This is a genomic window from Bacillus pumilus (assembly GCF_038738535.1).
Taxonomy (GTDB): domain Bacteria; phylum Bacillota; class Bacilli; order Bacillales; family Bacillaceae; genus Bacillus.
On record NZ_CP046128.1, the window covers coordinates 3,154,396 to 3,167,484 of the forward strand.

General features: G+C 42.0%; 12 protein-coding genes. 9 read left to right on the forward strand and 3 right to left on the reverse strand.

Going from position 1 to position 13,089, the window contains the following annotated elements; translation table 11 throughout:
- Window positions 1-14: 14 nt before the first annotated feature.
- Window positions 15-1,196, reverse strand: a complete 1,182-nt coding sequence (pgsB, locus tag GKC25_RS16095; RefSeq protein WP_034660210.1) for a poly-gamma-glutamate synthase PgsB — start codon at window positions 1,194-1,196, stop codon at window positions 15-17.
- 747 nt (window positions 1,197-1,943) lie between these two features.
- Between pgsB and GKC25_RS16100 the strand changes: the two genes are divergently transcribed.
- The 9 genes from GKC25_RS16100 (at window position 1,944) to rbsB (ending at window position 11,395) form a co-directional block, all read left to right on the forward strand.
- Window positions 1,944-3,425, forward strand: a complete 1,482-nt coding sequence (locus tag GKC25_RS16100) for a spore germination protein (protein ID WP_034660212.1) — start codon at window positions 1,944-1,946, stop codon at window positions 3,423-3,425.
- Window positions 3,415-4,512, forward strand: a complete 1,098-nt coding sequence (locus GKC25_RS16105) for a GerAB/ArcD/ProY family transporter (RefSeq protein ID WP_034660213.1) — start codon at window positions 3,415-3,417, stop codon at window positions 4,510-4,512. The genes GKC25_RS16100 and GKC25_RS16105 overlap by 11 nt, the downstream gene beginning before the upstream one ends.
- Window positions 4,502-5,644, forward strand: a complete 1,143-nt coding sequence (locus GKC25_RS16110) for a Ger(x)C family spore germination protein (RefSeq protein ID WP_034660214.1) — start codon at window positions 4,502-4,504, stop codon at window positions 5,642-5,644. Before GKC25_RS16105 ends, GKC25_RS16110 begins: the two co-directional genes overlap by 11 nt.
- Before the next feature lie 117 nt (window positions 5,645-5,761).
- On the forward strand, window positions 5,762-6,748 hold the full coding sequence (locus GKC25_RS16115; protein ID WP_034660215.1) for a LacI family DNA-binding transcriptional regulator: 987 nt from the start codon (window positions 5,762-5,764) through the stop codon (window positions 6,746-6,748).
- Window positions 6,745-7,623, forward strand: coding sequence for a ribokinase (gene rbsK / locus GKC25_RS16120; RefSeq protein ID WP_095285702.1), 879 nt, complete (start codon window positions 6,745-6,747; stop codon window positions 7,621-7,623). The genes GKC25_RS16115 and rbsK overlap by 4 nt, the downstream gene beginning before the upstream one ends.
- Window positions 7,620-8,012 carry a D-ribose pyranase gene (gene rbsD, locus GKC25_RS16125; RefSeq protein ID WP_034660217.1) on the forward strand — a complete coding sequence of 131 codons (393 nt, stop codon included), beginning with the start codon at window positions 7,620-7,622 and terminating at the stop codon, window positions 8,010-8,012. The genes rbsK and rbsD overlap by 4 nt, the downstream gene beginning before the upstream one ends.
- Window positions 8,013-8,027: 15 nt before the next feature.
- Window positions 8,028-9,509 carry a sugar ABC transporter ATP-binding protein gene (locus tag GKC25_RS16130; protein WP_034660218.1) on the forward strand — a complete coding sequence of 494 codons (1,482 nt, stop codon included), beginning with the start codon at window positions 8,028-8,030 and terminating at the stop codon, window positions 9,507-9,509.
- A gap of 1 nt (window position 9,510) precedes the next feature.
- Window positions 9,511-10,464 carry a ribose ABC transporter permease RbsC gene (gene rbsC, locus GKC25_RS16135; RefSeq protein ID WP_034660219.1) on the forward strand — a complete coding sequence of 318 codons (954 nt, stop codon included), beginning with the start codon at window positions 9,511-9,513 and terminating at the stop codon, window positions 10,462-10,464.
- Between the two features lie 13 nt (window positions 10,465-10,477).
- Window positions 10,478-11,395, forward strand: coding sequence for a ribose ABC transporter substrate-binding protein RbsB (gene rbsB / locus GKC25_RS16140; protein WP_060597459.1), 918 nt, complete (start codon window positions 10,478-10,480; stop codon window positions 11,393-11,395).
- Between the two features lie 37 nt (window positions 11,396-11,432).
- Here rbsB and GKC25_RS16145 read toward each other — a convergent pair whose 3' ends face one another.
- Both GKC25_RS16145 and alsR read right to left on the reverse strand, forming a co-directional pair.
- Window positions 11,433-12,050, reverse strand: a complete 618-nt coding sequence (locus GKC25_RS16145; protein WP_151275716.1) for a flavin reductase family protein — start codon at window positions 12,048-12,050, stop codon at window positions 11,433-11,435.
- A 54-nt stretch (window positions 12,051-12,104) separates the two neighbouring features.
- Window positions 12,105-13,001: an acetoin biosynthesis transcriptional regulator AlsR gene (alsR, locus tag GKC25_RS16150; RefSeq protein ID WP_034660223.1), complete on the reverse strand. Its 897-nt coding sequence runs from the start codon at window positions 12,999-13,001 to the stop codon at window positions 12,105-12,107.
- Window positions 13,002-13,089 lie beyond the last annotated feature (88 nt).

The following is a 13,089-nucleotide window of genomic DNA, read 5'->3' on the forward strand; positions in this document are numbered from 1 at the left end:
TTCTATATTTCCTCCTAGCTGACAAGCTGCTTAATTTTGTATTCTTGAATTTTTTCGATTAACGGTTCAGCGGCACCATGAATATTGCCGACTCCATAAACCACTCGATTATGAAGCTTTTTCTCAAGCATATTCATAATTTCTTCTGTAGATTGATATTCAAGGTTGTGTAAGTGGTCAGCCGGAATTTTCCCATCCTCATATGCCTTCACAATTGGATCTGTTGTTTCACCAATCAAGACAAGATCACTTGCTTCAATATAAGGAAGTACATCCTCCGCAAACTGGATCGTTCTATCTACACGATCCGCACGGCAGTTCATGATAATAATCGGTTCATCTGTTGGATATCCAATCTCTTTCACACGCTTCCAAATGTTCAATGTAGATGATGCGTCATTTGCCGCAAAACCATTTACAAAGTGTCCAGGTGTTTTCGCGTCCATTAATGGAAGAATTCTCATCGCTCCTGGATCAGGTGGCGCATTTAACATTCCTCTGAATGCCGTATCTTCATCAATTCCTAATGCCTGTGCAACACCAAGTGCAAGTGAGGCATTATCTGGGAAGACCATGTACTCAAATTTCCGTAAATACTCATCAGAAATCTTGGAATTATCTGCAACAATGACTTCTGTGTTGCGTTTTTTCGCAATCTCTTTAAAGAATTCCGTATATTCACTATCCGTAATAACCAAGTGTCCATTGTAAGGAATTGTCGCTGTAAAGGCTTCTGCTATTTCATCAAGTGTCGGCCCCATTACGTCCATATGATCTTCAAGAACGTTTACGATCACGCCAATATTCGCTTGAAGCAGCTCTTCCTGAAAGATAATTTGGTAATCTGGATTTACTGCCATACATTCACTGACGATGGCATTTGCTCCTCTTTCAACGGTTTCTCTCATAACTTCCTTCTGCTCACCGATATTCGGTCCTTGCGGTTTCCTTTTAATCGGTTTCTCCTCTGGCGTATCCCAATAAATCATTCTTGCATCTGTTCCCGTTGTTTTGCCGACAGTTTTATAACCTGCCTCCATTAAGATACCGGTTGTCAATCTTGTAACGGTAGACTTTCCGCGAATACCATTAATATTGACGCGCACCGGCAAGGCATCGATATTTTTCTGGTGACGCTTCTTTTCAATAAAGCCAATCCCTAACATGATGACACAGGCTATAACGATTAACCACATCGCTTATCTACATCTCCTTTTTTTATGAGTGTGATATGTAAATTCAATCAACAGTATATAGGTTCAGCATAAAATCACAATCGGTATTATGTAACATAATCTTTCACTTCCTCGTATGCCAAATTCCTCTAATCAGAAGGCGGATTTGCCTAGCTCTTCTTTAAATGAAAAGGCCAAAAGGCGGACAAAAATCGGTATGAATTTCGGCTTCAATCAAGAGAAAGCGTTACCATCAAGCATCGGAAAATCTTTTGTCCTTTTCTCCCTAAATTTTTTGACAATTATTAAGATGTATTTTGAATCAATGTTTTATAGCCCTTTAAACTCTATAACATCAGTCATATCAGCGCTTTAAATGAATAGTGTGTGTTTTGGAATGTTTTCGATTTTTGAAGGAACAGGTTAGAAAGTCATTCTCATCGGTCAGAATGCTACGCGTTGACCTATGACAAAGGTCACCTCTAAAAAAATCAAGTCATATGCTTATTTATGAGTCACAAAAAATTGGGATAAGATGTAAACTATTGATCATTTCGAAATACCTGCTTTTTACGATATTCGCTCCTTATGACCTAAACAATGAAACATTATTCATTTGTTTTTATCAAGATTCATCATTTCTTAACATTTTTAATATGATTTTAGTTGAAAGTTGTCAATTCATGTCATGCTTTCCCCAAAGATGACGAATAAAATCAGCTTCTCCGCTTACACTATGGTTAAAAAAACTGTGAGAGGAGGCTAAAGATGCCAAACTCCAATGAGCAAACACGCTTGCATTTTTTATCAGGCAGCTTCGAGGAAAAAATCCGGATTCTGAAAAAGACATTTCAGCAAAGCGGGGATTTTGAATACCGAGAGTTAATGGTGAATGAAACGAAATCTGTCCTGTTTTTTATTAAAACAAGAGTAGATGAAGGCAAACTAAATGATTTCATTATCGGCAACTTGTTAGGTCCTCCTGGAAAGCAGGAATATACGAAATCTCTCAGCACACTCGAAACAGGTGACTTGACGCTGATCACTGACAGTATTATTGCTGGAAGCATTGCGTTTCTTGATGAAAATTCCTCACAGATCAAATTGTTTTCTGTCGGTCAGCCGCCGCTGCGCTCTATTTCTGAACCTTCATCTGAAAGTATTATTGCTGGAGCACATGACGGATTTGTTGAAAGTCTTGATACCAACATCTACTTACTGCGTTCGCATTTAAATGATCGAAAGCTCGCCATTCAGTATCATAAGATCGGTACAAAATCAGAAACAAAGCTTGCGACTGTTTATATATCTGATATCGCTAATCAAGAAAAGGTAGAAGAGGTAAACAAACGGATTTCTTCTATTAAAGTAGACACGCTGCTAAGTCCTGGCTCTATTGTTGAGGCGATTGAGGATGATTCATTTTCTATTTTCCCGCAGCTTATTGATACAGAGCGCCCTGATAAGGTGAGATCTGCAATCCTTGAAGGGCGAATTGTGGTGATGATGGATGGCAGTCCGATGGCCATCATTCTTCCTGTCACCTTCTTTAGCTTCTTTCAATCACCAGATGATTATAATAGCCGCTGGATACCAGCAACGTTTATCCGTATGCTTCGATATCTTGCCTGTATCATCGCAGTCATATTGCCATCTTTTTATATTGCTGTTATTGGGTTTCATTATGAGGTTGTCCCAGATGAACTAGCTATTACGATGAAGAACTCTATTATTGGAATTCCCTTTCCTCCATTGATTGAAGCGATGCTGATGGAAATTACCATTGAACTCATTCGTGAGGCAGGGGTGCGTCTGCCTAGACCAATTGGTCAAACCATTGGTATCGTAGGTGGTTTGGTCATTGGGGATGCTGTTGTACAAGCAGGACTCATCTCAAATGTTCTTGTCATTGTAGTCGCTGTGACCGCTGTCGCTTCATTTGTACTTCCGTCATTTGAAATGACGGCCACGATTAGGATGCTGCGTTTCCCGCTCATGTTCATGGCATCAATGTTTGGTTTTATTGGCATTTCATTTGGATTATCCATCATTCTCATGAATTTATGCCGCCTTGAATCACTAGGGGTACCATACTTATCACCTGTTGCTCCATTTAACTGGCAGGATTTAAAAGATACTGTAATTCGCCTCCCAATGTGGATGTACAAAAATCGCCCTGTTTATTTAAATCCGCAAAAGAAAAAGCAAATTGAACATTTGAGAGGATGGAAAAAGAAAAATGAAAAATAAAATATCTCCACCTCAAGCTGTCTTTTTTCTCATTCAATCTCAAATTGGTGTCGGTATTTTATCGCTCCCCCACTTTTTGATGAAAGACATGGGACACGATGGCTGGATGGCGATCATTGTCGCCTGTTTTTTTATCCAAATCATCAATACCATTTTCATTTACATCATTCATAAATATCCAGAAACATCATTCTTCCAAGCATTAATTGATGTATTTGGTCAATGGATTGGGAAATTATTGATTGCACTGTATATACTGTATTTTGCCTCCGTCTGTATTGTCGTTTTATCCATTTTCACCAGAATTATTGGTATGTGGGTTCTGCCGCTGACGCCAAACTGGGTCATCAATCTATTACTCATTACTTCCATTGTTTATATTGCGAAGGAGCAAATTACAGCTATTGTCAGGTTTAACTTTATCTTAACTCCCCTTCTCCTTTTGCTTTCCTTGCTGATGTTCTATTCATTAAAAGGGACCAATATCGATTATCTGATGCCTTTTTTTCAAACAGACATTTCTCAGTTTCAGCTTGGGCTGAAGGACGTCGTCCTATCGATGAATGGATTTGAGATGATCCTTATTCTTTCTCCCTTTATGAAAGGCACTATTAAGGAACGGTATAAAATCATGACCATTTCAAATATATGCACGACGCTTTACTACCTATTTATTACATTGATTTGTTTTATGTTTTTTAGTCCAATTGAGCTTGATGTGATTCCCAACCCTGTTCTTTACTTATTAAAAACCATTTCCTTCGGTATCATTGAGCGGACAGATTTAATTTTTCTTAGCTTCTGGGTGTTTATAATTCTTGCCACATTGAGTAACTATCTGTACTTTTGTGCAAATGGCATTTCCAGTTTACTGAAGAAAAAGGATCACAAAAAATATGTTTATTGTTTCGCCATTCTGATATATGCGTCTAGCTGTTTTTTGGCAGTCGATAACTTTCGCATTCAGCGTTTCAATGATTTTACAACGATTGCTCAGTATTCGTTCATTTACACACTTCCAGCATTCATGGCGATCATTATCTTTATCAAACAACGTAAAAAGAAGGTGAAATCACATGCGTCATAAATATGTCCTGACTCTCCTCATGTGCGTGTCTCTCACCATGATGCCTGGCTGCTGGGATCAAAACCTATTAAAAAACATCTCCCTTGTCCTTACTTCCGCCATTGATCAAGGGGAAGATGATAACGCAAAAGTATCGATTACCTACCGAAAAGTACAACAGTCTCAAAGTATGCAGCAAGGAAGTTCAGGTACTTATTCAACCACTGTACTGACAACCAATGCTCCCACTTTACGAAAAGCGGGAACAGACTTCGGCCGAATGGTTGACCAAAAGATTGATATGTCAAAAATGAGGATTTTACTGATCGGTGATGAATTCTCTCAAAATCAACTTCTCCCCTACTTAGACATGTTCTATCGCGATCCGAAAAGTCCTTTGCTTGCCAATTTAGCCGTTGTGAAAGGCGGTTCAACTATTGATGTGATCAACAAACTACTAAAAGAACAGCTCATTGTCAGTGACTATTTAAACAATCTCATTACAACTGCATCAAGAGGTTCACAGGTAACTGCTGGAAATATTCAAAGCATACGATCAAAGATGCTCCAGACTGGCGAAGATTTTACCCTGCCTTTAATTGTATTTGATCAGTCTAAACAACTAATCAAAGTAGCAGGTGTGGCTTTATTCGATAATGAGAAAAAAACAGGCGAGCTATATGGTCAAGATGCCATGCTTCTCAATCTCATGAATAATAAAATCGGGAAATATGCAAATTTCACTAAAAAGATCAGAAATGATATGGAGTTGAAGGGAAATAACTACATTACCATCCAGGTCACCGACTCAAAACGAGATATTCGTATTCTTAATTCTGATCATCGAAACGTGACAATTGGTCTCGATTTCGAATTCAACACAGCTGTCGTTGAATATCCGAAAGACAATTTAGATAGTACGAAAAAGATCGATGAACTAAACAAACGATTATCAGCTATTTTCACAAAGGAAGCAGAAAAAGTTATCTCTGTCTTACAGCAATCAAACTCTGACGTGTTAAGTCTTGGAAGAAAATATCGAGTCAAACATTACGATGAGTATGTAAAAATGAATTGGAAAACTGATTATCCAAATGTAAAAATCATCCCAAAAATCAAAGTGAACATTACAGAAACAGGGATTACTAGTTAATAAAAGGAAGATAGCATCTTTCTTTTATTTTTTTATTTTTTTAAGATTGTCATTTTAATGCTTTCATGATAATCTATCTGTGTAAACGGTTACACATTCACGAAGGGAGGCACTCCATTGGCTACAATTAAAGATGTTGCAAAAGCTGCACAAGTGTCTGTTGCCACTGTTTCACGCGTGCTTAACGATACTGGATATGTCCATACAGATACGAAAACCCGCGTGACACAAGCGATGCAGGAGCTGAACTACTTTCCCAATGAAGTGGCTAGATCCCTTTTCAAAAGAGAATCACGCTTAATCGGTTTGATTTTACCTGATATTACGAATCCCTTCTTCCCTCAGCTCGCTAGAGGCGTTGAGGACGAAATTCATGCGCATGGTTTTCGGTTACTATTCGGAAACAGTGATGAAGATCGAGAGAAGGAAATGGCCTATTTACAAACCTTTAAACAAAATCAAGTGGTCGGTGTCATCGCTGTCACAAACGAACCTGAATCAGATATATACAATGATGAAGAATTACCGGTTGTGTTCTTAGATCGAACCGTTCCGCATGCACCTTCTGTGTTTGCAGATGCTGCAGCTGGCGGGAAAATGGCCGCAATGGAATTAATCAGACGCGGCAGCCGGCAGATCACACTGCTAAAAGGACCTGCCCACCTTCAAACAGCGAGGCAGCGATTCAAGGGCGCACTCGATGTACTGACGGAAAAAGGAGTCGACTTTCATGTGATGTCTAATGCTTCATTTTCCTTTCAAGAAGCCCGCAAGAGCGCCAAGGCTCTTTTCCAGCTGTACCCTGAAACAGATGGCATCATTGCCAGCAATGACATCGTCGCAACAGCGGTCATACACGAAGCGCTTCGGATCGGAAAAGCCATTCCAGATGATGTTCAAATCATTGGGTTTGATGATATTCCGCAAAGCGAGCTGCTCTTCCCTTCCTTATCTACGATTAGGCAGCCTGCCTATGAGATGGGGAAAGAAGCGGCACAGCTGTTAATCAAAGCGATTCAGAAACAACCTATAGATCAACCAGTTATCCAAATGCCCGTCTCTTTTATTGAACGAGAGACCACAAGAAAGGTGGATTCACAATGAGTCATATTGTCGTAGTAGGAAGCTGTTCTATGGATTTAGTCGTCACATCGGATAAACGGCCAAATGCCGGTGAAACAGTTTTAGGCGAATCATTTAAAACCGTCCCAGGCGGAAAAGGCGCCAATCAAGCAGTCGCAAGTGCCAGACTCGGTGCAGATGTATACTTGGTCGGCCGGGTCGGTGATGACGCTTATGGTCAGGATATTGTCAGCAATCTACAAGACCAAGGGGTCCGCACCTCATATATGAAACCGGTTACCGAAATGGAAAGCGGCACCGCTCATATCATTTTAGCAGAAGGTGATAACAGCATTGTCGTGGTCAAAGGGGCAAATGACGAGGTCACTCCTGACTATGTTAGAGAGGCACTTTCTACAATAGATGATATTGGGATAGTTCTCATTCAGCAGGAAATACCTGACGAAACAGTCGAAGCTGTATGCGCCATTTGCAGCGACAAAGAAATCCCTGTGATTTTAAACCCTGCACCTGCCCGCAAAGTATCGCAGCAGGTTTTAGACCAGGCTGCGTATATTACACCGAATGAGCACGAAGCTGTTCTCATGTTTGATGGACTCCCAATTGAAGATGCCTTGCGTCAATACCCTAACAAATTACTCATCACAGAAGGGAAAAATGGGGTTCGATTTTTTGACGGATTGAAAGAAGTGCTAGTTCCAGGCTTTCCTGTTGAAGCAGTTGATACAACAGGAGCAGGCGATACCTTTAACGGAGCCTTGGCTGTAGCCTTAACAGAGGGCAAATCTCTCTATGACGCACTTGCCTATGCCAACCTTGCAGCATCAATGTCTGTCACAAAGTTCGGTGCACAAGGCGGCATGCCAACAAGAGAAGAACTGGAGAAAAAGAAATGAAAAAAAACGGCATCTTAAACAGTCATATCGCCAAGGTACTTGCTGACCTTGGTCATACAGATACAATCGTCATCGCAGACTGCGGTCTTCCTATTCCAGAAGGTCCAGTCAAAATCGACCTGGCGTTATCAATCGGCACACCGTCCTTTCAGGAGGTCACCTCCCTCCTTCTTCAGGAAATGGCGGTTGAACACATTACTGTGGCTAGTGAAATCAAAGAAGCCAATGAGCGAGATCATCTATTTCTAAAGAGAGCGTTCTCACAGCCATTACATGATGTAGACCACGAGACGTTCAAAAACATGACCAAACAGGCAAAAGCAGTCATTCGCACGGGTGAAGCCACCCCATACGCAAACTGCATTCTTCATGCCGGTGTCATCTTTTAAAAGGAGGAGCCAGATATGAACATTGAGATGCATAACATCCATAAGGCCTTTGGAAAAAACAACGTTCTTTCCGGGGTCTCCTTTGACCTCGTCACAGGTGAGGTCCACGCGCTCATGGGCGAAAATGGCGCAGGAAAATCAACTTTAATGAACCTGCTCACAGGTCTTTATTCATTAGATCAAGGAACGATTCATATCGATGGAAAAGAAACCGCTTTCAAAAATCCAAAGGAAGCGGAACAACACGGCATCGCCTTTATTCATCAGGAGCTCAACATATGGCCGGATATGACCGTCTTGGAAAACCTATTCATCGGGAAAGAAATCTATACGAAGTTTGGATTGCTAGACACAAAGAAAATGAAGGTTCTTGCCCAAAGCCAGCTGGACCGATTGTCTGTGAACCTCTCGCTTGATCAAGAGGCAGGCAGCTGCTCTGTTGGACAAAAACAGATGATTGAGATTGCAAAGGCATTAATGACTGATGCGAAGGTGATCATCATGGATGAGCCAACAGCAGCTTTAACAGACCGTGAGATTGAAAAGCTCTTTCAGGTCATTGAATCTCTCAAAAAAGAAGGCGTATCCATTGTCTATATTTCTCACCGTATGGAGGAAATCTTTGCGATCTGTGACCGGATTACCATCATGCGCGATGGGAAAACAGTCGATACGAAAGCCATACCTGAAACGAATTTCCATGAGGTCGTCAAAAAAATGGTCGGCCGCGAATTAACAGATCGATACCCTGAGAGATCGCCTTCTCTAGGAGATATTGTCCTTGAGGTGAAGCAAGCGACAAGAAAAGGACAATTTCATGATATCAGTTTCTCAGTCAAAGCTGGAGAAATCGTCGGTGTTGCAGGCTTAATGGGCGCTGGCAGAACCGAAATGATGCGGTCGCTGTTTGGTCTTGATCCTCTTGATCAAGGTGAAATCTGGGTCCATGGGAAAAAGGCTGTCATTAAAAAACCAAGTGATGCCGTCAAGCTCGGCATCGGCTTTATCACAGAGGATCGCAAAGATGAAGGACTCATGCTTGATGCATCCATCCGAGAAAACATTGGTCTGCCAAACTTAGAAAGCTTCTCTCCAAAAGGACTGATTGATAAGAAAAACGAACAGGATTTTGTCGACCTGCTCATCAAAAGACTGACGATTAAAACGGCTTCCTCTGAAATCTCTGCTCGAAATCTCTCTGGTGGAAATCAGCAAAAAGTCGTCATCGCCAAATGGATCGGCATCCAGCCGAAGGTCTTAATTTTAGATGAACCGACAAGAGGTGTCGATGTCGGAGCGAAACGAGAAATCTACCAGTTAATGAATGAACTGACTGATCGAGGTGTTGCCATTTTAATGGTCTCCTCTGAGCTCCCAGAAATTCTAGGGATGAGCGATCGAGTGCTTGTCATTCATGAAGGAACCATCAGCGGAGAATTAAATAAAGCAGACGCAACACAAGAACGAATTATGACACTAGCTACAGGAGGGAAGTAACATGAAACCACTTACTTCAAATGGACGATTTGACAACATCATGCAAAAGCTTGGGCCATTCTTAGGACTCATCATCCTTGTCGCCATTGTTTCTATTTTAAACCCAGCCTTTTTAGAGCCATTAAACATCTTAAACTTACTGAGACAAATCTCCATTAATGCCCTCATTGCCTTTGGAATGACGTTTGTTATTTTAACCGGAGGAATTGATTTGTCTGTCGGTGCCATTTTAGCACTTTCTAGTGCGCTGACTGCCGGATTTATCGTGTCTGGTATGGACCCGATTTTAGCTATTATCGTTGGCAGTATCATCGGCGCTATTCTTGGGATGGTCAACGGTCTTTTAATCACAAAAGGAAAAATGGCTCCTTTTATCGCAACACTTGCCACGATGACGATTTTTAGAGGGTTAACACTTGTTTATACAGACGGAAACCCGATTACAGGACTCGGTTCTAACTATGCCTTTCAGTTATTCGGCCGCGGGTATTTCTTAGGCATTCCTGTTCCAGCAATCACGATGCTTCTCACCTTTATCGTACTTTGGGTGCTGCTTCATAAAACACCTTTCGGCAGAAGAACGTATGCCATCGGCGGAAATGAAAAAGCTGCGTTCATTTCAGGAATCAAAGTACCGCGCGTAAAAATTATGATCTATTCATTGGCAGGTTTCATGTCTGCTTTAGCGGGTGCCATTTTGACCTCTCGCCTAAACTCAGCTCAGCCAACAGCTGGCACATCCTATGAGCTTGATGCGATTGCTGCTGTTGTACTTGGCGGGACAAGCCTGTCTGGCGGAAGAGGGCGAATTGTCGGCACACTGATCGGGGTGCTCATCATCGGTGTCTTGAACAATGGTATGAACTTACTTGGTGTATCATCATTCTATCAATCTGTTGTGAAAGGGATTGTCATCTTGATTGCAGTCCTACTAGACAGAAAGAAATCTGCTTAAGGAGGCAGCTGCTATGAAAAAATATCTCATTCTCATTCTGACTCTCTCATTATTCATGCTTTCTGCCTGCTCGCTAGAACCGCCAGAGTGGGCCAAATCAACAAAAGATGGAAAGAAAAAAGACATCAAAATCGGGCTCTCGATCTCGACCTTAAATAATCCATTTTTCGTTTCTCTCAAAAACGGTGTGACGAAAGAAGCGAAAAAGCTCGGCATCGAAGTGGTCATTGCAGATGCACAAAATGATTCAGCTAAACAAACCAGTGACGTAGAAGATTTAATTCAGCAAGGGGTCGACGCATTACTCATCAACCCAGCAGATTCGTCTGCTATATCGACTGCTGTTGAATCAGCAAATGCTTCTGATATTCCTGTCATCACATTAGACCGCTCAGCTGAAAGCGGAAAAGTAGAAGCACTTGTTGCCTCAGATAACGTCAAAGGCGGCGAAATGGCAGCTAACTTTATCATCGACAAGGTCGGTAAAGGAGCAAAAGTCGCTGAATTAGAAGGTGTACCAGGCGCTTCGGCTACACGTGAGCGCGGAAAAGGATTCCATCAAATAGCGGATAAAGATCTAAAAGTGACAGCAAAACAAGCGGCTGACTTCGACCGGACAAAAGGACTGAATGTCATGGAAAACCTCCTTCAAGGAAACCCTGACATCAAAGCCATTTTTGCCCACAATGATGAAATGGCACTTGGCGCATTAGAGGCGATCCAAAGCTCTGGAAAAGACATTCTCGTCGTTGGCTTTGATGGAAACGAAGATGCACTCAACTCGATCAAAGCAGGAAAACTATCTGCCACAGTCGCCCAGCAGCCAGAGCTGATCGGAAAACTGGCAGTCGGCGCTGCAAACGACGTCCTAAAAGGGAAAAAAGTAGAAAAGAACATCGCAGCTCCACTGAAACTAGAACAGAAAAAATAAACACAAAACCCCCGATAGCTCTCGGGGGTTTTTCCTATTATTCTGGTCTTTTCAGCACAAATGACGTCCCTAAATAGGCATAATCATTTCCCGCTAAACGGGCGACTGGCTTTAGTTCATGAGTCGAAACATATCCTTTTTCTGCATCATACACATCCTCATCTAAATGCGCACACACAACCCGGCCAATGATATGATCGACCGTGATCTCCCCTTCATCATTTTGAAAGGTCAGATGTTTTTCCAGCTGACATTCAAAGCGAATGCGCGCTTCCTTGATTCCCGGCACTGAGACCACACTGCTCTTCACTTGATGAAGACCGGTGCGATTCAGCTCACTCTCTTCCTCTGGCAAAGTAGCAGCTGTTTCATTAATATCTTCAATCATCGCTTCATCACTCACATGGACAACAAATTCTTCCCTGTCGATGATATGTTTTGCTGTATCTTTCATCTCTCCTTGACGCCGTCCGATGGAAACTGCGATGAGCGGCGGATGTCCGCTGATGACATTAAAGAAACTAAATGGTGCGGCATTGACGACATCGTCTTTAGACAGACTTGTCATAAACGCAATCGGTCTTGGAACAATAGAGCCAGATAATAATTTATATGCTTCTTTTCGTGACAGCTGATCCATTTGCAACGTAATCAATTCAGACACGCCTCCTTTTAGTGTAAGACATCATATCATACCATACCCCTTTTTCTATGCCTCTGATTCCGGCTCGGTGCGATGCAGGATATGGTGGACAAGATGAAATAAAGCAGGATTATGATTCTCTCGTCTATAGGAAATCGTCCATTCCGCCAGAAGCTGTTCACCTTCAATGGACCGATACACAACATCTAGATTAAATAAACGCCGGGCTGATTTTGGAATGACCGCAATACCGATACCAGCTGTGACAAGGCCAATAACCATTTGATATTCCGCTGCTTCCTGCACAATATTCGGAGAAAATCCGTACTTTTCACATAGCAGGACAAAGTGTTGATAAAGGGACGGCCATGATTCCTTTGATAAAGAAATGATCGGTTCATGACGGATATCTTCGATCGTGACCGCCTCTTTTTTCGCCAGCGGATGATTTTTCGGAATCGCAAAAATACATTCACTTTGCTTCATCAAACGGCTGACAAGTTCTTCATGCGGAGATGTAGGATGTAAAAAACCGATATCAATCTCCCCATTTAAAAGCGCCCCTAGCTGCTGCGGAACAGAAAGCTGCTTCAGCTCAATACTGACAGAGGGATACAGCTCTCTGAATTCGCGTACAACTGGCGGCAGAATATCATACGTCGCTGTTCCAACAAACCCTATGATGATTTTCCCCAGCTCTCCTCTTGCTGTATGCCGGGCATGATCAACGGCTTTATCAAGCTGATGCAGCACACCACGCACCTCATGTAAAAAGACCTTTCCAGCAGCTGTTAACTCCACCACTCGCTTCGACCGGTGAAACAAAGGAAACCCCAATTCTTCTTCAAACTGCTTAATTTGCTGACTAAGTGGAGGCTGTGTCATATTCAACCGTGCGGCTGCTCTGCCAAAATGCAGCTCCTCCGCTACTGTGACAAAATACTGCAAATGTCTCAGTTCCATCCTTTCACTCCTCGCACACTTATTCGTGAAACATATTAAAACCACGTTAAACATATATTGGAAAATTTTCTTTTTGAAATGTATAGTA

Bases quoted from the DNA above. Each gene is read 5' to 3' on its own strand.
- GKC25_RS16100 (WP_034660212.1), top strand. From the start codon at position 1,944: ATGCCAAACTCCAATGAGCAAACACGCTTGCATTTTTTATCAGGCAGC.
- alsR (WP_034660223.1), bottom strand. From the start codon at position 13,001: ATGGAACTGAGACATTTGCAGTATTTTGTCACAGTAGCGGAGGAGCTG.
- pgsB (WP_034660210.1), bottom strand. From the start codon at position 1,196: ATGTGGTTAATCGTTATAGCCTGTGTCATCATGTTAGGGATTGGCTTT.
- GKC25_RS16110 (WP_034660214.1), top strand. From the start codon at position 4,502: ATGCGTCATAAATATGTCCTGACTCTCCTCATGTGCGTGTCTCTCACC.
- rbsC (WP_034660219.1), top strand. From the start codon at position 9,511: ATGAAACCACTTACTTCAAATGGACGATTTGACAACATCATGCAAAAG.
- rbsD (WP_034660217.1), top strand. From the start codon at position 7,620: ATGAAAAAAAACGGCATCTTAAACAGTCATATCGCCAAGGTACTTGCT.
- rbsB (WP_060597459.1), top strand. From the start codon at position 10,478: ATGAAAAAATATCTCATTCTCATTCTGACTCTCTCATTATTCATGCTT.
- rbsK (WP_095285702.1), top strand. From the start codon at position 6,745: ATGAGTCATATTGTCGTAGTAGGAAGCTGTTCTATGGATTTAGTCGTC.
- GKC25_RS16105 (WP_034660213.1), top strand. From the start codon at position 3,415: ATGAAAAATAAAATATCTCCACCTCAAGCTGTCTTTTTTCTCATTCAA.
- GKC25_RS16130 (WP_034660218.1), top strand. From the start codon at position 8,028: ATGAACATTGAGATGCATAACATCCATAAGGCCTTTGGAAAAAACAAC.